The 21,279-nt window shown below is 72.9% G+C and carries 18 protein-coding genes; 10 read left to right on the forward strand and 8 right to left on the reverse strand.

Translation table 11 applies throughout. From position 1 onward, the window contains the following. Positions 1-21: 21 nt before the first annotated feature. Complete coding sequence (locus AC2XR2_RS02850; RefSeq protein ID WP_491514137.1) at positions 22-2,088, reverse strand: MMPL family transporter; 2,067 nt, start codon at positions 2,086-2,088, stop codon at positions 22-24. Positions 2,089-2,275: 187 nt separating this feature from the next. Then, positions 2,276-2,779 (reverse strand): MarR family winged helix-turn-helix transcriptional regulator, encoded by a 504-nt coding sequence (locus AC2XR2_RS02855; protein ID WP_330268966.1) that lies wholly within the window; start codon positions 2,777-2,779, stop codon positions 2,276-2,278. Positions 2,780-2,887: 108 nt separating this feature from the next. On the opposite strand from AC2XR2_RS02855, the gene AC2XR2_RS02860 reads away from it, so the two are divergent. Both AC2XR2_RS02860 and AC2XR2_RS02865 read left to right on the forward strand, forming a co-directional pair. Beyond that, positions 2,888-4,414: an SDR family oxidoreductase gene (locus AC2XR2_RS02860; RefSeq protein WP_491514138.1), complete on the forward strand. Its 1,527-nt coding sequence runs from the start codon at positions 2,888-2,890 to the stop codon at positions 4,412-4,414. 38 nt (positions 4,415-4,452) lie between these two features. Further along, positions 4,453-5,826: a cryptochrome/photolyase family protein gene (locus AC2XR2_RS02865; RefSeq protein ID WP_381296253.1), complete on the forward strand. Its 1,374-nt coding sequence runs from the start codon at positions 4,453-4,455 to the stop codon at positions 5,824-5,826. Here AC2XR2_RS02865 and AC2XR2_RS02870 read toward each other — a convergent pair. Beyond that, positions 5,801-6,883 carry a MerR family transcriptional regulator gene (locus AC2XR2_RS02870; protein ID WP_491514139.1) on the reverse strand — a complete coding sequence of 361 codons (1,083 nt, stop codon included), beginning with the start codon at positions 6,881-6,883 and terminating at the stop codon, positions 5,801-5,803. The two genes, AC2XR2_RS02865 and AC2XR2_RS02870, sit on opposite strands and share 26 nt — an antisense overlap. 96 nt (positions 6,884-6,979) lie before the next feature. Here AC2XR2_RS02870 and AC2XR2_RS02875 point away from each other — a divergent pair, with 96 nt between their 5' ends. After that, positions 6,980-7,597 carry a sigma-70 family RNA polymerase sigma factor gene (locus AC2XR2_RS02875; RefSeq protein WP_491514140.1) on the forward strand — a complete coding sequence of 206 codons (618 nt, stop codon included), beginning with the start codon at positions 6,980-6,982 and terminating at the stop codon, positions 7,595-7,597. 151 nt (positions 7,598-7,748) lie between these two features. Further along, positions 7,749-8,189: an SPW repeat protein gene (locus AC2XR2_RS02880; RefSeq protein WP_491514141.1), complete on the forward strand. Its 441-nt coding sequence runs from the start codon at positions 7,749-7,751 to the stop codon at positions 8,187-8,189. Positions 8,190-8,283: 94 nt separating this feature from the next. On the opposite strand, the gene AC2XR2_RS02885 is transcribed toward AC2XR2_RS02880, so the two are convergent. Next, complete coding sequence (locus tag AC2XR2_RS02885; RefSeq protein WP_491514142.1) at positions 8,284-9,009, reverse strand: phosphotransferase; 726 nt, start codon at positions 9,007-9,009, stop codon at positions 8,284-8,286. A gap of 91 nt (positions 9,010-9,100) precedes the next feature. Here AC2XR2_RS02885 and AC2XR2_RS02890 point away from each other — a divergent pair, with 91 nt between their 5' ends. Further along, positions 9,101-9,646 (forward strand): ATP-binding protein, encoded by a 546-nt coding sequence (locus AC2XR2_RS02890; protein WP_491514143.1) that lies wholly within the window; start codon positions 9,101-9,103, stop codon positions 9,644-9,646. On the opposite strand, the gene AC2XR2_RS02895 is transcribed toward AC2XR2_RS02890, so the two are convergent. Further along, the gene (locus AC2XR2_RS02895; protein WP_491514144.1) at positions 9,639-11,090 is read right to left on the reverse strand and encodes a hydrolase; all 1,452 of its coding nucleotides are present in this window, start codon (positions 11,088-11,090) and stop codon (positions 9,639-9,641) included. The genes AC2XR2_RS02890 and AC2XR2_RS02895 overlap by 8 nt on opposite strands. Before the next feature lie 264 nt (positions 11,091-11,354). Between AC2XR2_RS02895 and AC2XR2_RS02900 the strand changes: the two genes are divergently transcribed. Continuing rightward, positions 11,355-11,618: a GlsB/YeaQ/YmgE family stress response membrane protein gene (locus AC2XR2_RS02900; protein ID WP_491514145.1), complete on the forward strand. Its 264-nt coding sequence runs from the start codon at positions 11,355-11,357 to the stop codon at positions 11,616-11,618. A 248-nt stretch (positions 11,619-11,866) separates the two neighbouring features. Beyond that, positions 11,867-12,748, forward strand: a complete 882-nt coding sequence (locus AC2XR2_RS02905; RefSeq protein WP_381296349.1) for a GNAT family N-acetyltransferase — start codon at positions 11,867-11,869, stop codon at positions 12,746-12,748. Here the strand turns inward: AC2XR2_RS02905 and AC2XR2_RS02910 are convergent, their stop codons facing one another. From AC2XR2_RS02910 to AC2XR2_RS02920, 3 genes are read right to left on the reverse strand one after another with little or no spacing between them, the layout of a single operon-like run. Then, on the reverse strand, positions 12,749-13,834 hold the full coding sequence (locus AC2XR2_RS02910) for an NAD-dependent epimerase/dehydratase family protein (RefSeq protein ID WP_491514146.1): 1,086 nt from the start codon (positions 13,832-13,834) through the stop codon (positions 12,749-12,751). 54 nt (positions 13,835-13,888) lie between these two features. Continuing rightward, positions 13,889-14,671, reverse strand: coding sequence for a GNAT family N-acetyltransferase (locus AC2XR2_RS02915; protein WP_491514147.1), 783 nt, complete (start codon positions 14,669-14,671; stop codon positions 13,889-13,891). Positions 14,672-14,712: 41 nt separating this feature from the next. Then, complete coding sequence (locus AC2XR2_RS02920; RefSeq protein WP_381296239.1) at positions 14,713-15,090, reverse strand: MerR family transcriptional regulator; 378 nt, start codon at positions 15,088-15,090, stop codon at positions 14,713-14,715. Between the two features lie 58 nt (positions 15,091-15,148). On the opposite strand from AC2XR2_RS02920, the gene AC2XR2_RS02925 reads away from it, so the two are divergent. From AC2XR2_RS02925 to AC2XR2_RS02935, 3 genes are all read left to right on the forward strand, one after another. Beyond that, positions 15,149-16,354: an MFS transporter gene (locus AC2XR2_RS02925; RefSeq protein WP_491514148.1), complete on the forward strand. Its 1,206-nt coding sequence runs from the start codon at positions 15,149-15,151 to the stop codon at positions 16,352-16,354. Between the two features lie 10 nt (positions 16,355-16,364). Then, positions 16,365-16,844, forward strand: coding sequence for a nucleoside deaminase (locus AC2XR2_RS02930; protein ID WP_491514149.1), 480 nt, complete (start codon positions 16,365-16,367; stop codon positions 16,842-16,844). 134 nt (positions 16,845-16,978) lie between these two features. After that, positions 16,979-21,265 (forward strand): aminotransferase class I/II-fold pyridoxal phosphate-dependent enzyme, encoded by a 4,287-nt coding sequence (locus tag AC2XR2_RS02935; protein ID WP_491518394.1) that lies wholly within the window; start codon positions 16,979-16,981, stop codon positions 21,263-21,265. Positions 21,266-21,279: the final 14 nt, after the last annotated feature.

Raw genomic sequence — 21,279 nt, forward strand, 5'->3', positions numbered from 1 at the left:
CCGGGATTCGGGCGGACATGTTCACGTCTTCGGGTTTTCGTGGACCGTGGTCGGCCACCAGACGCCGGGTCCGATGTCCCGTACCAGTGCGGGCACGAGCAGGGACCGGACGACGAGGGTGTCGAGCAGGACGCCGAAGGCGACGATGAAGGCGATCTGGGCAAGGAACGCCAGCGGGATCACCCCGAGGGCGGCGAAGGTGGCGGCCAGCACCACGCCCGCGGAGGTGATGACGCCGCCGGTGGTGACCAGGCCCCGGATCGTTCCCTGGCGCACGCCGTGGCGCAGCGACTCCTCGCGGACCCGGGACATCAGGAAGATGTTGTAGTCGACGCCTAGGGCGACGAGGAACACGAACCCGTACAGCGGCACGGAGGGGTCGGTGCCGGTGAAGCCGAGCACATGGCGGAGGACGAGGGCGGAAACGCCCAGCGTGGTCAGGAAGTTGAGGGCCACCGTGGCCACCAGGAGCACGGGCAGCAGCAGTGAGCGCAGCAGCACGACGAGGATGAACAGGATGATCGCGAGGACCACGGGGACGATGAGGGTGCGGTCGTGCTCGGCGGTGCGCAGGGTGTCGTACTGCTGGGCCGTGTAACCGCCGACCAGGGCGTCGGCGTCCGGCACCTGGTGCAGGGCGGTGCGCAGCCGGGCGACGGTCGCCTTGGCGGTATCGCTGTCGGGGGCGGCCTCGAGGGTGACGTCGACGCGCACCCGGCCGTCGACGACGAGCGGTTGGGCACCGGGGCGGCCGGAGGCGCTGACCGGGGCGGCGGAGGCGACACCCCGGGTGTCCCGCGCCGCCCGGACGACCTCGGTCAGCCGGCCGGCGTCCGCGACGACCACGGCGGGGTTGCCCGAACCTGCCGGGAAGTGCCGGCTGAGGGTCTGCTGGGCGGCGACGGAGGGGGCGTCGTCGACGAAGGTCTCGGCGAGGGGGATGCCCTTGGAGGTGAGGGCGGGTGCGAAGGCGGCGCCGGCGAGCAGCACGACGAGGGTGAGCGCCCAGACCTTGCGCGGTGCCGCGTCGACGAGGGCGGCGACCCGGTGCCAGACGCCGTTGTGGTTCTCGTCCGCGGGGCGGGGGCGGGCGGGCCAGTAGGCGGCGCGGCCCAGCAGGGCGAGTGCGGCGGGCAGGAAGGTCAGGGAGGTGAGGACGGCGCAGGCGATGCCGATGGCACCGACCGGGCCGAGGGCGCGGTTGTTGGTGAGGTCGCTCAGCAGCAGGGCGAGCAGTCCGAGTGCCACGGTGGCCGCGCTGGCGACGATCGCCGCCCAGGACCGCCGCAGGGCCGCCCGTGCGGCGGTGAACCGCTCGGTGCCCCGGGCGAGTTCCTCGCGACAGCGGGCGGTGAGCAGCAGGGCGTAGTCGGTGGCCGCGCCGATCACGAGGATGGAGAGGATGCCCTGGACCTGTCCGTCGACGCGGACGACGTCGTGGTCCGCGAGGACGTACACGACGGCGCAGGCGACGCCGAGGGCGAGGACCGAGCCGAGGATGATCACCACGGGCAGGAGCACGCTGCGGTAGACCAGCAGCAGGATGACCAGGACGACGGCCAGCGCGACGGCGAGGAGCAGTCCGTCGATGCCGGCGAAGGCGTCGGCGAGGTCGGCCTGGGTGGCGGCCGGTCCGGCGAGCTGGACGGTGGTGCCGGGGACGCGCTCGGCGGCGGACCGTATCCGGTCGAGGGTGTCGGCGAGGCCGTCGCCGAGGTCGGGACGGAGCGGGACGACTGCCTCCAGCGCCTTCCCGTCCTCGGAGGGGATCGCCGGGGACACCTCGCCGGTGACGCCCGGGGCGTCGGCGAGGGAGCGCAGCACCCGGTCGGCGTCGGCCTTCCGGTCGGTGACGGTGTCGCCGGTCCAGACGAGGATCACGGGCAGGGTCTCGTTCTGCCGGAACTTCTTCTGCTCGGCGATGACCGCGGTCGACTCGGCGCTGCGCGGCAGGAAGGCGGCCTGGTCGTTGGTGGCGACCTCGCCGAGCCGGCCGGCGAAGGGGCCCAGCGCTCCGCCGGCCACGAGCCAGACGGCGATCAGGAGGAGGGGGACGAGCACACGGGTGCGTCGGGCGGCGGGGGACATCGGTCTCCAGGGTCGGCGAACATGTATCTCAATGAAAAACAATCTCAATCATCGAGTTACATCGTGTCGGTGATCGTAGACGACGCCTGTGCTTCCCCTGTCGCCCGGTCGGCGGATGCACCCTCGGCCGGCAGATCCACCGCCGTTCGGGCGGGCCGGACTCAGCCGCCGTTCGCGCAGGCCGGATTCAGCCGCCGTTCGGCCGGGCCGCGGAGAGTTCGTCGTTGAGCGCCTCCAGGAAGCGCACCACCACCGCCAGCTCCTGCTCGTCGAAGCGGGAGCGCGCGGCCTCGGTCGCCTCGGCGAGCGGGCGGAAGTACGAGCGCGCGGCCGCCCGGGCGTCCGGCTCGTAGTGGAGGTGCACGACCCTGCGGTCCGCGCTCTCCCGGACCCGGCGGATGTGGCCCGCCCGCTCCAGCCGGTCCACGCACGCCGTCACCGCGCCCGAGGTCAGTCCGAGGTGCCGGCGCAGCCCGCTGGGGGTCATCGGCTCGTCCGCGTCCATGATCGCGGCGAGCGCCTGGATGTCCGTGGCGTGCAGACCGTGGTCGCCCGCGAAACCCTGGACGAGCCGGTTGATCTCGCCGTTCATGCGGCGCAGCCGTACCGCGAAGGCGTACAGGTCGGTCGGCGGCCCGTCCGTGCCGGTATCCGGTCGCTCGCGCTGTTCCCGCTGGTCTGCTGTGGCCACGTGATCAGCGTATAGAAGCGCTGCCCGACAGCGGGCCGGGACCGCATCCGAACCGCCCCCGGCGACGGAAGTGATCGCGAGAGGGGCGACAGGAAGGGCAGGGACGCGATGGATCACGACGGCACGCGCGCGGGGCCGCGCTGTCTGGTGACCGGTGCGACGGGATACATCGGGGGTCGCCTGGTTCCCGAGCTGCTCGACGCGGGGTACCGCGTACGGTGTCTGGCCCGCTCCCCCGGCCGGCTGCGCGACCACCCCTGGGCCGACCGCGCCGAGGTGGTGGGCGGCGACGTGACCGACCCGGCGTCCGTCGCCCGGGCCATGGACGGGGTGGACGTGGCGTACCACCTGGTGCACGCGATGGGGTCCGGCGACGACTTCGAGGAGACCGACCGCAAGGCCGCGCGGATCTTCGCCGAGGAGGCCCGGGACGCGGGCGTGCGGCGGATCGTCCACCTCAGCGGGCTCACCCCGGCCGGGGTGCCCGAGCGCGAGCTCTCCCCGCATCTGCGCTCCCGTGCCGAGGTGGCCCGCATCCTGCTCGACTCCGGGGTCCCGACCACGGTCCTGCGGGCGGCGGTCGTCATCGGCTCCGGCTCGGCCTCCTTCGAGATGCTGCGGTACCTGACCGAGCGCCTGCCCGTGATGGTCACCCCGAGCTGGGTGCACACCCGGATCCAGCCGGTGGCGGTCCGCGATGTGCTCCGGGCTCTCGTCGGCAGCGCGAGCATGCCGTCCGACGTGAGCCGCGCCTTCGACCTCGGCGGACCGGACGTGCTGACGTACCGGCAGATGATGCTCCGGTACGCGGCGATCGCCGGTCTGCCGCGCCGGGTCATCGTGCCGGTGCCGGTCCTCACCCCCGGGCTCTCCAGCCACTGGGTGGGCCTGGTGACGCCGGTGCCCGCCTCGCTCGCCCGGCCCCTCACCGAGTCACTGCGGCACGAGGTCGTCTGCCACGAGAACGACATCGCCCGCCACCTCGCCGGGCGGCCCGCCGATCCGATCGGCTTCGACGACGCCGTACGACTGGCTCTCCAGCGGGTGCGGGAGGCGCGGGTCACGACGCGGTGGTCGTCGGCGTCGGTGCCGGGGGCCCCGAGCGATCCGCTGCCCACCGACCCCGACTGGGCGGGCGGCAGCCTCTACAGCGACCACCGCGAGCTGGAGGTCGACGCCTCGCCGGAGGCGCTGTGGCGGGTCGTCGAGGGCATCGGAGGGGAGAACGGCTGGTACTCCTTCCCGCTCGCGTGGGCGGTACGGGGCTGGCTGGACCGGCTGGTGGGCGGGGTCGGACTGCGCCGGGGGCGCCGGGACGCGGCCCGGCTGCGGGTCGGTGACTCGCTGGACTTCTGGCGGGTCGAGGAGATCGAGCCGGGCCGGCTGCTGCGGCTGCGCGCCGAGATGCGGCTGCCGGGGCTGGCCTGGCTGGAGATGACCGTGGTGAGCGGCGCGGACGGCCGCACCCGGTACCGGCAGCGTGCCCTGTTCCATCCGCACGGACTGCTCGGCCAGGCGTACTGGTGGAGCGTCTCCCCCTTCCACGCGGTCGTGTTCGGCGGCATGGCCCGCAACATAGCCCGCGCGGCGGCCAGTTCACCGGCCCGAGAGCCGGATCACGCCTCCGTCCCCTGACCGTCCGGCCCCCTCTGCACCCACCCGGAGCACCCACCATGAGCATCTCGGTCGTCCTGTTCACCTGTGACCTGCGGCTGCACGACCATCCGCCGTTCACAGCGGCCCTCGACGGCACCGAGGAGGTCGTCCCGCTGTTCGTGCGGGACCGGACCGTGGCCGCCGCCGGTTTCGCCGTACCCAACCGGCTGGCGTTCCTCGCCGACTGTCTGCGCGATCTGGACGCCGGGCTGCGCGAGCGGGGCGGCCGGCTGGTGGTGCGCTCGGGCGACCCGGTCGAGGAGGTGTGCAAGGTCGCCGCCGAGGCGGACGCCGACGAGGTGCACATGGCCGCCGACGCCAGTGCGCACGCCCATCGGCGGGAGCGGCGGCTGCGGCGGGCCCTGGAGGGGGACGGCGTACGGCTGCACGTGCACGACACGGTGTCCACGGCCGTCGCCCCCGGTGCGGTGGCCCCGGCGACCTCGGACCATTTCGCCGTGTTCACGCCCTACTTCCGGCGCTGGTCGCAGGAGCGGCTGCGGGAGCCACTCGCTCCGCCGCGGACCGTGCGCGTCCCGGACGGCGTCGGATCCGAGCCGCTGCCGTCCCGCGCCGACCTGTCCGGGCTCTCCGAGGGCCTCGCCGCGGGCGGGGAGAGCACGGGCCGCAAGAGCCTCGCCGGCTGGCTGCGCTCCGGCCTGGCCGCGTACGAGGACCGGCACGACGACCTGGCCGGCGACGCGACCTCCCGGCTCTCCCCGCACCTGCACTTCGGCACCCTGTCCCCCGTCGAGCTCGTGCACCGGGCGCGCAGGGCGGGCGGTCCCGGCGCCGAGGCCTTCGTACGGCAGCTCGCCTGGCGCGACTTCCACCGTCAGGTGCTCGCGGCGCGCCCCGTCGCGGCCGGCGCCGACTACCGCACCCAGCACGACCGTTGGCGCTCCGAGGGGGAGGCCCGCGAGGACGTGGCGGCCTGGAAGGAGGGCCGGACCGGCTACCCGGTCATCGACGCGGCGATGCGCCAGCTGCGGCACGAGGGGTGGATGCACAACCGGGGCCGGCTGCTGACCGCGAGCTTCCTCGCCAAGACGCTGTACGTGGACTGGCGGGTCGGCGCCCGGCACTTCCTGGACCTGCTGGTGGACGGTGACGTGGCCAACAACCAGCTCAACTGGCAGTGGATGGCGGGCACCGGCACCGACACCAGGCCCAACCGGGTCCTCAACCCGGTCCTCCAGGCCAGACGGTACGACCCGGACGGCGCGTACGTCCGCCGCTGGGTGCCCGAACTGGCCGCGCTGGACGGGGCGTCGGTGCACGAGCCGTGGAAGCTGCGGGGACTGGACCGGGCCGCGTTCGACTACCCGGACCCGATCGTGGAACTGTCCGAGGGGCTCGCCCGGTTCAAGCGGGCCCGGGGCCGCGACTGAGTCCACGCTCCCGCTGCGGGGACCCCGGAGGCTGCGGCCGCTCGGCGCCGTACAGGCCGGCGAGCGTGTCGAGGGCGTCCTGGAAGGTCGTCGGCCGCAGCATGCCCTGACCGGTACGGCCGAGCCAGCCGGAGCCGCCCAGGATCACCAGGGGCCTCCTGCGCGCGCCCTTCACGCCCCACTGGGTGCCCGCGAGGTGCCGGGCCAGCGGGAGGCTCGCCGTGGAGCGGGCCTGCGCCCACAGGACGACGGCCGCCGGACCGAGCCGCTCCACGGCGGCGGTCAGCGCCTCGGCGGGTACGGCGGCCCCGAACATCCTGGTGGGCAGGCGCAGTTCGCTCAGCCCGGCGTTGAGCGCCTCCAGCGCGAGCGTGTGCTGCTCCCCGGGGACACAGGCCAGCACCACGGGACCGGGGCCGGGCGCGTCGCCGTGCCGGGCCGGCGGGTGGGCGCAGCGGCGCAGCGCGCTGGACATGTGCCAGGACAGCAGGTGCTCGACCTCGACGTAACGGTCCCCGGACGAGGCCCACTTGCGGCCCACCGCGTGCAGCGTCGGCACCATCACCTCCTGCCAGGCGACGGCCAGGCCATGGGTCGCGACCGCCGCCGCCAGCTGCTCCTCCACGGCGGGCGCGTCGAGGCGTACGGCGGCCCGGGCCAGGCCCCGGCACTCCTGCCGCACGTCACCCAGGGGGAGGGTGCCCGCCGCCCTGGACCGGGACGGCGGTTCCGGTGCCCTTGACGGAGGCGGACCAGCTGCCGGCTCCACCGCTGGTCGCGCGGTCGCGCTGCCCACCGTCTCCCGGGAGCCCGCCGCCTTGGCCGCGCGCGCCGCCTCGGCGGGCGGCACACCCGCGGAGGTGAGCCGGCACATCGTCTCCAGTACGGCGACATCGGGCGGGGTCCACCGGCGGTGCCGACCGTCGGTGCGGACGGCGGGTCCGATGCCGTAGCGGCGGTCCCAGGAGCGCAGCGTGGTCGGCGAGACCCCCAGCCGCCGGGCCAGGGTGCCGGTGCTGAGGCTCGTCGCGGTGTCGCCCTCCGGAATGTCACGCATGGCCCGACTATACGACGCAGAACCGATGCAAGTTGATGCCCTGGCGCACGGCCACGGACGATGGCGGCCCCTGTCACCCCGTGAGGAGCCGCCGCCTTGACCTTGCTTTCGAGCGCCCTCCCGGTGGTGCCGCCCGAGGAGTCGCCCTGCGAGGAGTCGTCCGGCGACGAGGAGTTGGCGCGGGGGCTGGCGGCGGGGGACGAGGCGTGCCTGGCGGTCGCCTACCGCCGCTGGTCGCCCCTCGTGCACACGCTGGCACGGCGCTCCCTGGGGGACGCGAAGGAGGCGGAGGACGTCACCCAGCAGGTCTTCATCGGCGTGTGGCAGGGGCGGCGGGGCTACCGGCCCGAGCGGGGGACGCTCACCGGGTGGATCGCGGGCATCACCCGCCGCAAGATCGCCGACGCCCTCCGGGCACGCGGCCGCCGGTTCGACCTGGTCGCCTCGGCGGGGCCCCGGCTCGCCCTCCCCCCGCACACCGAGGACCGGACCGAGGCGACCCTGGACGGGCTGGTCGTGCGCGCCGAGCTCGCCAAACTCCCCTCGGCCCAGCAGCGGGTGCTCCGGCTGACGTTCTACGAGGACCTGAGCCAGGTCCAGATCGCCGAACGCACGGGGTGGCCGCTGGGCACGGTGAAGAGCCACGCGCGGCGCGGAATGCACCGGCTGCGGCGCGGACTCGAATGCGCCTTCGATGCAGAAACGGTGCGTTGATCTCAGGCGTGGCCCAGGCGCTGTCCGAGGGCCCGCGAGCACTCCACGGATCGCTACACATAAAGGAAAAATAAGCGCAGAATGTACGCAGGCGGCGCTTACCGCACACCGCACCCACGCGGTCAGGCCTGTGAGTCAAAGGAGACGCGTCATGGCCAACGTCTCGCACACCCGAGGTGACATCACCAGCCACCCCGATGCTTCGGAAATGCGGGAACGCTACGCCCGCATGCTCGGCGGTCGCGATGTGGCGCTCGTGGACGGACCGGTGTTCCTGCTCGGTCTGTACTGCGCCGCATCCCCCTGGATCCTTCACTACACGACGAGCCAGCCCGCTCTCGTGACCCACAACCTCATCGTGGGCATTGCGATCGGTCTGCTCGCCCTCGGGTTCACCCAGACCCCCGAGCGCATGTACGGCCTCAGCTGGGCCTTCTGCGCGGTCGGCGTCTGGATGATCATCGCTCCCTGGGTCGTCGGTGACAGCCCCGACGCCGGTGTGGCGCTGAACAACATCATCATCGGCGCCCTCGCGGTGATCCTGGGGCTGATGTGCACCGCCACGGCGGCGAAGAGCGCCCCCAAGCCGTAGGGCGTCCCGCGGCACAGCAGACGGGAGGGCCGGTCCGCCTGACGTGGACCGACCCTCCCCCTGGCACCGAGGACGGCTCCCGGTCAGGCCGGCGTCACTTCAGGAAGGCACCCAGCTCGCGCCGGTGACCGGCCACCCACTCCCGCGCGGCGCGCACTTCTTCCACGGCCCCCTGCGCGCACAGCCGGAGCATGGCGGGCTCCCCCCGCAGCGCTCCGGCCTCGATGCCGCTCCGGCACCGGTCCTGCCACCACAACACCGTGTCCAGCAGCCCGTCCCGTCCGTCGGGGCCGTAGGCGTCGCAGATCAGCCGGATCCGGCGAGCGGTGTCCCGTACGTCGATGACGCCCGGCCCCAGGTCGAGGTACTGCCAGCACACATGGGCGAGGTCGTGGATCCGCTCGCCCGGAGCGGCCAGGTCCCAGTCGAGGAAGGCCGTGGGGCGCCACGCGGTGTACACGGTGTTCTTCGGCGCGAGGTCGTTGTGGCAGACCACGTCCTGGTCGCCGGCGAGCGCCGTCCCGTGGGTCAGGTCGTGGAAGGCACGCACGAGCCGCGCGACCTCCACCAGCGCCCCGTCCGTACGGGCGGCGGCGCGCTCGCGCGGGGTCACGGCGGCCCGGCCCTCCAGGTAGCCGAACATCTCCCGGCCGTGCCCGTCGGTGCCGAGGAAGCGCGGTGCCCCCGGCCAGTCGGCCCGCTCGAACAGCGCGAGCAACTCCCGTACGAAGTACGACCGTTGCGAGGGTGTGCGCCGCACGGTGTCGCCGATTCGGACGACCTCGTTGACCACGCCCCCACCGAGCACCGACTCCTCCACCCGACCACCTCCCCCGGACAGGATCCCCCCATGGACACGATCCGGCCAAACTCCGTGGTCCAGCGGCGACCCGGCATGTCACTCTCGGCGTATGGATCATGCGGAGGTACTGCTCGTCGGGGGTCGCGCCGGGGTCGGCAAGACGACCGTGGGGTGGGAGGTCTCGGCGCGGCTGCGGGCCGCTGGGGTCGCGCACGCCGTGATCGACGGTGACTTCATGGGGCAGGTGCATCCCGCCCCCGAGGGCGATCCGCACCGGGCGGCGATCGGCGAACGCAACCTGACCGCGGTATGGGGCAATTACGCCGAACTGGGCTACCGCCGCCTCGTGTACGTGAACACCGTGAGCGTCCTCGACGAGGCGACCGGGATGTTCCGGCGGGCCATGGGCGACACCGTGCGGATCGCACGCGTGCTGCTGACCGCCACCGACGAGACGGCGGAAGCGCGCCTGCGCGGACGGGAGTTGGGGTCCGAGTTGGAGTCGGAGGTGCGCGGCGGGGTGCGCAAGGCGCGGATGCTGGACGAACGGGCGCCCGTCGGCACCCTGCGGGTGGTGACCGACGGGCGCACCGTGACGGACATCGCGGACGAGGTGGTGGCCGCCACCGGGTGGGTCCCGGCGGTGGTCAGCTGACGTTCAGTGCCGTGTCGTCGAGGACGAACGAGGTCTGGAGGGTGGAGCCCTCCGTGCCGGTGAACTTGAGGGTGACGGTCTGGCCCGCGTAGCTCGCCAGGCTGAAGCTGCGCTGGGTGTAGCCGGAGGCCGCGTTGAGGTTGGAGTAGGTCGCGAGGGTGCCGAGGACGGTGCCGGAGCTGTTGAGGACCTGGACCTTCAGCGTGTCGTACGCCGTGCTGGTGGTGGTCTCCGCCGTGTCGACGTGCAGGTAGAAGCTGAGCGCGGCGGTGGTGCAGCCGGACGGGATGGTCACCGTCTGCGAGAGCGTGTCGGTGGTGGCGGTGCCGTAGCCGTCGAGCCAGGCGTAGTACGAGCCCGAACGGGGTGTCTGGCTGCTGGAGTTGGTGATGACACCGCTGCTGCCGCTCCAGGTGGTGCTGCCCGACTCGAAGCCATTGTTGCCGAGCAACTGGGCGGCGGTGCAGGTGCCGGAGCCGCCGCCGGTGTCACCCCCGCCGCTGCCGCTGCCGCTCGCGCCGGACAGCCACTCGGTGGCGTTCAGCGCGAGGGCCGCGTTGGTGGCGCCGGAGTCGTTCCAGCCGTCGTAGAGCGTGTTGCCGGACTGGCCGGTGCCGTCGTCGACGGGTGAGCTGTCGCCCCAGAAGGCGACCCGGCCGCTGCCGAAGGTGCTGGTCGCGAAGAAGGCGCCGGTGTTGCCGGAGTAACCGGTGCGGTAGAGCAGGCCCTTGACGGAGGAGTTGTCGGCGGGCTTGAGGGTGGCCGTGGTGCCGCTGGCGATGAGGCTCTTGGTGACGCCGCCGAAGGAGCCGTGCAGCACCGGGTTGCTGCTGTCGCTGATCGCCGAGGGGTAGTCGGAGCTGATGTTGAGCGAGTCGATGGAGAAGCCGAACGGGTCGGTGGAGTCGACGCTGTTGTTGGTCATCAGGTCGTTGAGGATCTCGACCGCGTCCTCACCGTCGTTGTTGCGGTCGGAGCCGGTGTGGTCGGAGATCATGAAGAGGCCGCCGCCGTTCTTCACGAAGGTCATGATCGCCGTCTTCTCGGCGGTGGTGAAGAGCGTGTTGGGCTCGGGCAGGACCAGGGTGTCGAAGTTCGACAGGTCGGTGGCCGAGGAGCCGCCGTAAGTGAGGGCGCTCGTCGCGGTCTTGAGGCTGTAGGAGCCGGTCTTCTGGAGGGCGACGCCCCAGGACGACAGCGCGCCGGTCCAGTCCGTCTCCGACGACGGGGAGGAGTCCTGGGAGAGCGGGTCGGGCTTGCTGGTGGAGATGATCCAGTCCGCGTTGCCCGCCTCCTCGGCGTGGCCGTCGTCGAAGAGGATCCGGTGCGGGGTGGCAGCGGCGGCGGGGGTGGCGGCGGCCTGCACGGCGACGCCTGCGGCGACCAGGGCGAGTCCGGCGAGGACCGCGCCGAGTCTGTGGCGGGGAACGGTGAGTCCGGGCATCCGGCATACCTCCGTGAGGAGTTGGGGAGGGTGGTGCTAGGGGGAGGAACTACGCGCATAGATACGCGAGTAATTTGAACGGTACATGTCATCCAGAAGTCCGGACGAGTTCGTTCCAGTTTCCTCGACGAGGGTTGACCAGGTACACGACGAGGGTTGACCGGGTGTTGACCCACGGTTGGCACGGAGCCGGACTGCGGCCGCCGTCAGCGGGCATCCGCTCTGCATCGGGGCTCGTCGGAGCCCACCGGAAAAGGGGCGGAGATGGAAGTCGACGGCATCATCAGTGCCATCGTGATCGGCATCGTGATCGGTGTGCTGGGCCGGCTCGTGGTTCCGGGCCGTCAGCGCATCGGGATCCTGTGGACCATCCTGGTCGGCATCGTGGCCGCGCTCATCGGCTCGGCGATCGCCGGGGCCTTCGACGTGGCCGACACCGACGGCGTCGACTGGGTCGAGTGGCTCATCCAGATCGGTCTCGCCGCGGTCGGCGTGGCGGCGCTGGACCGGTCGAAGGCGCACCGCTGACGGCCGTATCGAGAACAGCGCCGCCGCGGGCCGTACCGAAGAACAGCACCGCTGGCGGCCGTACCGAAGAACAGCGCGGACGGTACGGAGGAACGGCACGGGTGACAGCGCGGTGCGCCGGAGTCCGGCGCACCGCCGGCGTCACGGCGGCCAGGGCGCCACGCGCGGCCCAAATCCCGTTGCGGGCCCCAGGTCCCGGCGATTAGCTTCGACCGCTCGCCGACCTCCCTTCCGTGACGGAGACCCGCTTGTCCTTCCACCTCACCCCGCTCGCCGATCCCGAACCCGGTGCCGCCGGCCGCCGGCTGGCCTGGCTGGCCTCGGACGACGACGGGGTTCCCCTCGGGTCCGCCTTCCTCCGGCTGTTCATGAAGGAGGGGCAGGAGCACCTGGCCGAGCTGAACCTCGCGGTGCACGGGGCCGAGCGGCGGCGGGGCATCGGCACCCGGCTCCTGGAGGCCGCCGTGGACGCGGCGAGGGCGGAGCGGCGGCGGTCGGTGATCGCCCAGGCGGTGCAGGGCTCCCCCGCCGACCTGTTCCTGGCCGCGCGCGGCTTCCGGCAGGTCCTGGCGCTCACCTACGCGCGGCTCGCGCTGGCCGACCTGGACCAGGCGGCTCTCGACGCTCTCGTCGAACTCCCCCGCCCCGGTTACCGGTTGACCGCGTGGGAGGGCACTGTGCCCGAGGAGCTGGCGCGGTCGTTCGCCGACTCACGGCGTGCGATGGACGACATGCCGATGGAGGGCACGGACTTCGGGACGGTCGTCTGGGACGTGGAGCGGGTCGTCGCGGCGGCACAGGCCGTCGCGCGGCGCGGAGAGCTGCTGCACACCGTGGCCGCCGTGGCCGAGGCCGACGGCAGTGTGGTCGGTTTCTCCGAACTGGTCGTCGGTGGCGACGGGTTGGGCGACGGACAGCACTACGGCACCGCCGTGCTGCCCGAGCACCGGGGCCGCGGGCTCGCCCGCTGGATGAAGGCCGCGTCCATCCGTCACGCCCGTGAACGGCACCCGCGACTCGCGGGGTTGTGCACCGACACGGCGGACAGCAACGCGCCGATGCTCGCCGTCAACGACGCCCTCGGGTACGTACCGACGCACAAGGCCCTGGAGTACCAGCTCGACCTGTGATCACCGGGCGGTCGCGGCCCGGAGCGCGGCCAGGCCGTCGCGGCTCGCGGGGTACGCGGGCGTCCAGCCCAGCTCCCGCTCGGCCTTCGCGGCGGACACTCGCATGCTCGACGAGAACATCGTGTGCGCGTAGGACAGCGGCCTGGTCGCCCACAGCGGTACGGCCATCGGCTTCGGCAGCCCGAACTCCTCGGCCACGCACAGCAGATGACCCCGGAATCCGATCGGCGTGCGGTCCACGACGTTGTACGCCTGCCCCGGCCGACCGTGTGCGACGGCGGCGGCCACCGCGCGGCCCGCGTCGCTCAGTTCGACCCACGGCAGGACCCGGCCGCGGTCCGCGGGGGTGGGCAGCTGCCGCTTGCGCAGGAGTTCCAGGAGGGTCTCGGTGCCGCCGGGGCCGTAGAAGGCGCCGAAGCGCAGCGCAATGCCCTCCAACCCGGGCGTGCCGAAGGTGAGTTGCTCCTTGGTCCGCATCCCCGCGAGGTGCCGTTCCAGCTCCGGGGTGGTGCCACGGGGGCCGTACTCGTCCTCCTCGGTGATCACCTGGTCGCCGAAGTCGCCGTAGCCGTATCCGAAGACCATCGACTCGGCGATGAAACGGCGGGCCCCGGTCAGCCGGGCGGCCTCGATCAGGTGCGCGGTGCCCTCGGTGCGCAGGGCGTCGGTGGCGTGCATGTCGCGGTGGCGCATCGGCGGCTTGCGCAGGGCGGTCGCCGCGTGGACGACCGTGTCGAAGTGCTGCCCGTCCACCGCGCGCAGCAGGGCGTCACGGTCCATGAGGTCGGCCCGGACGCCGTTGCCGCCGCTCCGGCCGAGCCCGGTGACCTTGTGGCCCGCGTCGGTGAGGGCCCGCGCGATGTGGCGGCCGAGGACACCACTGGCGCCGGCGAGGAGGATGCTCTGGCTCTCGGCCTGCTCCGGGCTCCCGCCCTGCTCCCGGCTCTGGCCCCGCACCGGGCTCCCGCCCTGCTCCCGGCTCTCGGCCTGCTCCCGGCTCTGGCCCCGCACCGGGCTCTCGCCCTGCTCCCGGCTCTCGGCCTGCTCCCGGCTCTCGCCCCGCTGCTGGTTCTGGTTCGTCGTCATGCCGATGCGACGGATCGGGCGGCCCGGGATGTGACATCCGGGCGCACGACCTGCTCAGGGCCGGGGCTGGTACACGTGCGGCTGCGTCGTCGTCAGCGGTTCGAAGCCGAGGCGTTCCAGGATGGGGCGGCTGGTGGGCAGCGCGTCGACCTGGAGGTAGCGGTAGCCGCGGGCCACGGCGGCGCGGGCACGGTGGGCGACCAGGGCCCGGTAGATGCCGCGGCCGCGCCAGCCCTCGACGGTGCCGCCGCCCCACAGGCCGGCGAACCGGGTGCCGGGCACCAGCTCCATCCGGGCCGCGCTGACCGGCACGTCACCGGCGAGTGCGACCACCGCGACCACCGTGTCGGGGTCGTCCCGGAGCCGGGCGAGCAGTTGGTGCCGCAGGCGTGAGCTGTCGGTGCCGAAGGCCTTCTCGTGGACGTCCGCCACGAGGTCGACGCCCGCCTGGTCGGTGACCGGGAGGAACCGGACGCTCTCGGGCGGATCGACGTCCAGGGAGAGGTCGGCGACCTCGGCGATCATCAGCGTCTCCTCGGGCTCGGGCGTGAATCCGGCCGATCTGAGTCGCTGTTCGAGGTCCACGGGCAGGTCGTGGCCGTACAGCTTCCACTCGAACTCGCGGCCGAGTCCGGTGTAGTACGCGACCTGGTCGGCGATCGCCCTGTCGGCGTTCGTCTCGTCCAGATCGGACCAGACGACGCCGTTCCAGCCCTGGTCGGCGGCGACCTGGCGGACCACCCGGCCGTCCCGCTCCACACGGGCACCGGGGCCGTCCGGCTGTGCGCCTTCGCGCATGTCCCGGTCGAAGAGCGCGAGTACCGCTACATGATCCATGGGCCCACTCCATCATCCGGGCGCCCGCGCGGCAATGGCGTTTACGGCCGCCCGGCCGCCGTTCGCACCGCCGTCAGGTAGGCGCTGAGCCGGTCGCGGTTGCGGGCCAGGCAGTCGATCCGGGCCTGGATGCGGTCGACGTGGGCCTCCAGCAGGGCGGCCGTCTCCGGGGTGAGGTGCTCGGGCGGCAGCAGGATCTCCTCGGGCCCCGACAGGTACGGCAGGATCGCGCGGATCATCTCCGTGGTCAGGCCCGAGTCCAGCAGTCCCCGGATCTGCTGCACGTCCCGGACCGCCGCCTCGCCGTAGTCGCGGTAGCCGTTGCCCGCGCGCTCGGGGGCGAGCAGGTCCTGCTCCTCGTAGTAGCGCAGCAGCCTGGTCGGGACGCCGGTACGGCGGGACAGTTCACCGATCCTCATGATGTCCTCCAGGGCCGCCCTTGCCTTCACACTGATGTGAAGGTCCGAGCATGGTCGCATGTCCACGACCTCCCCGGCCAAGGGCACAGCCCTGTCCGCGTCCGCGCCCCTGCCGTGGTCCGGGCTGCTCGCCCTGTCGACGGCCGCCTTCACCGCCGTACTGACCGAACTGCTGCCCGCGGGCCTGCTGCCGCGCATGGCCCCGGCGCTGGGCGTCTCCGAGGCCCGGGTCGGCTTCCTGGTCACCGGGTACGCGCTGGCGTCCTTCGCCGCCGCGGTCCCGCTCACGGCACTGCTGCGCGGGCTGCCGCGCCGGCCGGTGCTCGTGGGCACGCTGATCGGGTTCGCGGTGAGCAACGCGGTGGTCGCGCTGTCGTCGTCGTACGCGCTCACCTTCGGGGCGCGCCTCGTGGCCGGGTGCATGGGCGGGACGCTCTGGGCGATGCTCGCCGGCTGCGCGGCTCGGATGGTGCCGCCCGAGCGGCGCGGCCGGGCGATCGCGGTCGTCCTCGCCGGGATCACCCTCGCGCTGTCCCTGGGCGTTCCGGCCGGGACGGCGCTGGCCGAGGCGGTGGGCTGGCGTCCGGCCTTCGGGGCGCTGGCCGCGGTCGCGGTGCTGCTGGCCGGGTGGACCCACGCGCGCGTGCCGGGGTTTCCGGGTGAGGCGGCGCACGCGCGCGTGCCGCTCGCCCGGGTGGCCGTGCTGCCGGGCGTCCCCGCCGTGCTGTCCGTGACGCTTTTCCTGCTGGTGGGGCACCAGGTGATGTACACGTACGTCGCTCCGTTCGCGGCGCATGCCGGGTTCGGCCGTACGGGGCTGGTGCTGCTGCTGTTCGGGGTGGCCACGGTGCCGGGGATCTGGATCACCGGGGTACTGGTGGACCGGTTTCCGCGGACGGCGCTGCTCGGCGCGCTGGGGCTGTGCGCGGCCGTGCTGCTGACGCTGGGCCTGGCCGCCGGGGTGCCCGGTGTGCTGCCGGTCGCGGTCCTCCTGTGGGGTCTCGCCTTCGGGGGTGCGCCGACGCTGATCCAGACGGCGCTGGTCGACGCCTCGGGGCCGGAGCGGGCGGACGTGGCCACCTCGTTGCAGACCACGGTGTACAACGCGGGGATCGCTGCGGGTTCGCTGACCGGGGGTGTGGTGCTGGCGGGCCCGGGGGCGGGGGCGCTGCCGTGGACCGCGCTGCCCTTGGTCGCGGTGGCCCTCGGGGTCGTGGCCTTGGGCAGGCGAAACGCGTTTCCGTCCGGGCGGCGGGGCTCCTAGGCTCGGGTCCATGGTCGTGAAGACAACCGAACTGCCGTATCTCCGCCGCTGCGTCGAGCTGGCCGAGGAGGCGCTGGAGTCCGGGGACGAGCCGTTCGGCTCGGTCCTGGTGGGCGCCGACGGCGGGATCCTCGCCGAGGACCACAACCGCGTGGCCTCCGGCGACCGCACCCGGCACCCGGAGTTCGAGCTGGCCCGCTGGTCGGCGGCCCACCTGACGCCCGAGGAGCGCGCGGCGGCGACCGTGTACACCTCCGGCGAGCACTGCCCGATGTGCGCGGCCGCGCACGCCTGGGTGGGCCTCGGCCGTATCGTGTACGTCGCCTCCTCCCAGCAACTCGCCGGTTGGCTGGGCGAGTTGGGTGTTCCGGCGCCACCGGTGCGGACCCTGCCGGTCGAAGAGATCGCCCCCGGGGTGGTCGTGGACGGCCCGGTACCCGAGTTCACCGAGCGTGTACGGCAGTTGCACCACCGGTTCCACCGGCGCTGAGCCCGATCTCCCGGGATGCAGGCCGCCATCCGCGTGCATACGATCGAAAATGATCCAGGACCAGGTGGAAGACCCGGTTTCCTCCAGCGGCCAGTGGGGGGAGGCGCTCGCCCTTGCAGTCGGCACATCGGGCGATGGTCATCCATGTCGGGCTGGTCGCCGTCGCCACCCTCGTCTACATGACGGTGCCCGCCGCCCTCAGCCCCGTGTGGGCCGTGATCGGACTCGCCGGAGTGGGCGCCGTGCTCGTGGGCATCCGGCTCAACCGGCCCGCGCACCGCTGGCCCTGGTGGACGCTGGCGGCGGGCCTGCTCACCTTCATCGCCGGCGACACGTACTACAACGTCATGGAGGAGTACTTCCACGCCTCCAACCCGTTCCCCTCCCCCTCCGACGCCCTCTACCTCACCACCTATCCGCTCTTCGCCATAGGTCTGTCCGGCCTGATCCGCTACCGCTGGGCGGGCCACGACCTGCCCAGCCTCCTCGACGCGCTGATCGTGACGGCCGGACTCGCGCTGCCCGTGTGGGTCTACCTGGTGCAGCCGCTCGCCGAGGTCGACGGCCTGACCTGGGAGCAGCGGGCCATCAGCATCGCCTACCCGCTCGGTGACGTGCTGGTCCTGGCCCTGCTGGCCCGGCTTCTCACCCCCAGCTCGGTCGAGGGGCCCAACCGGTCGGTCCAGCTGCTGGTGATCGGCACCGTCACCCTGCTCGGCTTCGACATCGCCTACGGCATCCTCCAGCTCAACGCGATCTGGCAGGCGGGTACCGCGCTGGACGCCGGGTGGATCGTCTTCTACACGGCGTGGGGCCTGGCCGCGCTGCACCCCTCGATGACCGCGCTCACCGCCGCCGTACCGCAGAAGCCGTCCCAGCTCCCGCCTCGGCACCGGCTGGTGATGCTGGCCGGGGTCACGCTCATCGCGCCGGGCATCCTCCTGTACGAGGCGGCCTCCCACAGCCCCCACCACACGGCGGTGATCGCCGCCTTCTCGGCCCTGCTGTTCCTGCTCGTCATCCTGCGGCTGGCGGGCATGGTCGTGGCGCACCGGGGTGCGGTCGCCCGCGAGCTGGCCCTGCGCCGGGCGGCCGAGTCCCTGGTGTCGGCGATACGGCAGCAGGAGGTCGTGCGGTCCTGCGAGGAGGCCGTCGGCATGCTCCTGGGCCCAGCCGTCCAGCACCGGACCCTGGTGCTCTCGGCCGAGGAGGCGGCGCCGCTGCGTCCCCGGGAGGCCCGCCGGGTGGCCCCCGCCGCCCTCGGCCCCGGCATCTCCTCGCGGCTGGACGGACTGCCGGCCGTCCAGGTGTGCCCCATGACCTCGCCCGACCGCCCGGCCACCCAGGACCCCGGCGTCCTGCTGGTGGCCGGTCCCCAGCAGGCGCTCACGGAGACGCGCGGCTCCCTGGAGATCCTCGCCTCCCACGCCGGGCTCGCCATGGAGCGGGTCCTGCTGCGCCAGGAGGTGATCCGTCGGGAGAGCGAGGCCTATTTCCGCACCCTGGTCCGCAACACCTCCGACGTCATCCTGATCCTGGAGGACGACGACACCATCCGGTACGCCAGTCCCTCCGCCGCCGCCGTCTTCGGCACCGCGGACCTCATCGGCACCTGTCTGCCGGACCTGGTGGATCCCCGGGACCGGGCCCGGGCGGTCCGCGAGCTGACCGCCGTGCGCGACAACGGGCCGCAGGGCTCCCACGACCACTGGTGGGTCCGGCACCGGGCCGGCCGGGTGGAGGTGGAGGTGCGGTGCAGCGACTTCCGGGACGAGCGGACCGTGGCGGGGCTCGTGGTCACCCTGCGCGATGTGACCGAGCAGCGCCGGCTGGAGCACGAACTGACCCAGCGGGCCTTCCACGACTCGCTCACCGGCCTGCCCAACCGGACGCTGCTCCTGGAGCGGATCGAGCGCGCACTGCTGCGCGGCCGCCGCGAGTCGTCCCTGACCTGTCTGCTCTTCATCGACCTCGACGACTTCAAGCAGGTCAACGACACGATGGGGCACTCGGCCGGCGACCATCTGCTCGTCGACGTGGGCAACCGGCTGACCCGGACCCTCAGACGCACCGACACGGCGGCCCGGCTCGGCGGCGACGAGTTCGCCGTACTGATGGAGGACGCGCGGGAGCCGCTCGACGCCGAACTCCTCGCGGCGCAGGTGGTACAGGCACTGACCAGGCCGTTCGTGCTCGGTGACGAGTCGGTGAGCCTGTCGGCCAGCGTGGGGGTGGCCACCGCCCGCGACAGCACCGACGCGGAGGAACTGCTCGGCCACGCCGACCTCGCGCTGTACGCGGCCAAGGCGGCCGGTAAACGGCAGTGGCGGCGCTTCCTGCCGATGCTGCGCGCCCGCATGGTCGAGCGGCACGATCTGCAGAGCCGGCTCGCGCGGGCGGTCGCCGCACAGGAGTTCGCGCTGCGCTACCAGCCGGTCGTGGACATCGACGCGGGCGAGGTGGTCGGGTTCGAGGCCCTGGTGCGCTGGCCGCGGGCCCCGCACCGGCCCGTCTCGCCGGAGCAGTTCATCACGCTCGCCGAGGAGACCGGGCACATCGCGCCGCTGGGCTCCTGGGTGCTGGAGAACGCCGTCGGCGACGTCGCCGGCCTCCAGCAGCTGCCGGGGCCGGCGAAAGCGCCGTACGTGAGCGTGAACGTGTCGGCCCGCCAGTTCCGCGACGCCGGGTTCCTCGACCAGGTCGGACGGGCCCTGCGGACACCGGGGCTCGCCCCGGGCTCCCTCCAGCTGGAACTCACCGAGACGCTGCTGCTGCGCCGGGACGCGCAGATCCAGGCGGTGCTCGAGTCCCTGAAGGACCTGGGGGTGCACATCGCGGTCGACGACTTCGGTACCGGGTTCTCCTCACTGCGCTATCTGCGGGACTTCCCCATCGACGTACTGAAGATCGACAAGACGTTCATCGACGACATCACGCACGACGCCCAGCAGGTCGCCCTCGTCGAGGGCATCGTCCGCATCGCCGACACCCTGGGCCTCCAGGTGATCGCGGAGGGCATCGAGGAGCCGGCCCAGCGGGACATGCTGGCCGGCATGGGCTGCCGGTTCGGGCAGGGCTTCCTGTTCGCCCGGCCGATGACGGTCGAGCAGAGCGAGCGGGCGCTGCGGCAGGGCGGCGGGCGCTTCGCGCCGGGTTTCACCACCACGAGCGGGCGTTCGGCCCGCCGTGCCCCGCCGTCGGCCGCCACCGAGAAGCGCACGGCGGGCCTCGAGCACCTGCGGCGCACCAGTCCGATGAGCGACGCGGTGATCGACGAGGTGCGCGGACGCCGGATCCGCAGCGGCGGCCAGTGGCTGACCGACTTCGCGTCCTGCAACTACCTCGGCTTCGACTGGGACCCGGAGATCGCGGCCCGTATCCACCCCGAGATACGCCGCTGGGGCACCCACCCCAGCTGGTCGCGGCTGCTGGGCAGTCCGCGGCTGTACCCGGTGCTGGAGGAGCGGCTCGCCGCACTGCTGGGCGCCCCGGACACCCTGCTGCTGCCGACCCTGACCCTCATCCACGCCTCGGTGATCCCGGTCCTGGCCGACGGCGGTCATGTCTTCGTCGAGGCGAGCGCGCACCGGACGGTGTACGACGGCTGCGTGGTCGCCCGTGGCCAGGGCGCCACCCTGCACCGCTTCCACGCCGAGCGCCCCGAGGAACTGGACGCGCTGCTCTCCTCGGTGCCCGCACGCACCACCCGCCTGGTCTGCCTGGACGGCGTCAACAGCATGACCGGCAACCTCCCCGACCTGCCGGTGCTGGCCGCGCTGTGCCGGGACCGGGGCGCCACGCTGTACGTCGACGACGCGCACGGCTTCGGTGTGATCGGGGAGCGCACGCCGGACGAGCCGTGTCCGTACGGCCGGCGCGGCAACGGTGTGGTGCGGCACACCGGGGAGTCGTACGACGGGATCGTGATGGCCGGCGGTTTCTCCAAGGCGTACTCCTCCCTGCTGGCCTTCCTCGCCGTGCCCACCGAACTGAAGAACCGCCTCAAGACAAGCGCGGCCCCCTACCTGTACTCGGGCCCCTCCCCCACCGCGTCGCTGGCCACCGCGCTGGCCGGACTCGACGTCAACGAGCGCCGGGGGGACGCGCTGCGGGCCGACATGTACCGCAAGACCGCGCGGGTGCTCGACCATCTCGCCGACCTCGACGTGCACACCTTCAACACCGACCGGCTGCCCATCCTGGAGATCCCGCTGGGGGATCCGGCCGACCTCGACGCGGTCGGCGCGTTCCTGTGGGAGGAGGGCATCTACGTGACGCTCGCCGCCCATCCGCTCGTGCCGCGCGACCGGGTCGGCTTCCGGGTGCAGATCACGGCCCTCAACTCCGACGACGACATCGACCGGCTGAACGGCACGCTGACCGCGCTGGCGAAGCGGTTCCGGCTGCGGCCGAGGCAATGAGGGGGTGAGACCGA

Source organism: Streptomyces sp. LS-MS-L19 (assembly GCF_058382285.1).

Excerpts from the sequence above, each read along its gene's own strand:
- AC2XR2_RS02850 (WP_491514137.1), bottom strand. The coding sequence starts at position 2,088 with ATGTCCCCCGCCGCCCGACGCACCCGTGTGCTCGTCCCCCTCCTCCTG.
- AC2XR2_RS02860 (WP_491514138.1), top strand. The coding sequence starts at position 2,888 with ATGGATCACGACGGCACGCGCGCGGGGCCGCGCTGTCTGGTGACCGGT.
- AC2XR2_RS02865 (WP_381296253.1), top strand. The coding sequence starts at position 4,453 with ATGAGCATCTCGGTCGTCCTGTTCACCTGTGACCTGCGGCTGCACGAC.
- AC2XR2_RS02870 (WP_491514139.1), bottom strand. The coding sequence starts at position 6,883 with ATGCGTGACATTCCGGAGGGCGACACCGCGACGAGCCTCAGCACCGGC.
- AC2XR2_RS02880 (WP_491514141.1), top strand. The coding sequence starts at position 7,749 with ATGGCCAACGTCTCGCACACCCGAGGTGACATCACCAGCCACCCCGAT.
- AC2XR2_RS02890 (WP_491514143.1), top strand. The coding sequence starts at position 9,101 with ATGGATCATGCGGAGGTACTGCTCGTCGGGGGTCGCGCCGGGGTCGGC.
- AC2XR2_RS02895 (WP_491514144.1), bottom strand. The coding sequence starts at position 11,090 with ATGCCCGGACTCACCGTTCCCCGCCACAGACTCGGCGCGGTCCTCGCC.
- AC2XR2_RS02900 (WP_491514145.1), top strand. The coding sequence starts at position 11,355 with ATGGAAGTCGACGGCATCATCAGTGCCATCGTGATCGGCATCGTGATC.
- AC2XR2_RS02910 (WP_491514146.1), bottom strand. The coding sequence starts at position 13,834 with ATGACGACGAACCAGAACCAGCAGCGGGGCGAGAGCCGGGAGCAGGCC.
- AC2XR2_RS02915 (WP_491514147.1), bottom strand. The coding sequence starts at position 14,671 with ATGGATCATGTAGCGGTACTCGCGCTCTTCGACCGGGACATGCGCGAA.
- AC2XR2_RS02920 (WP_381296239.1), bottom strand. The coding sequence starts at position 15,090 with ATGAGGATCGGTGAACTGTCCCGCCGTACCGGCGTCCCGACCAGGCTG.
- AC2XR2_RS02925 (WP_491514148.1), top strand. The coding sequence starts at position 15,149 with ATGTCCACGACCTCCCCGGCCAAGGGCACAGCCCTGTCCGCGTCCGCG.
- AC2XR2_RS02930 (WP_491514149.1), top strand. The coding sequence starts at position 16,365 with ATGGTCGTGAAGACAACCGAACTGCCGTATCTCCGCCGCTGCGTCGAG.
- AC2XR2_RS02935 (WP_491518394.1), top strand. The coding sequence starts at position 16,979 with ATGGTCATCCATGTCGGGCTGGTCGCCGTCGCCACCCTCGTCTACATG.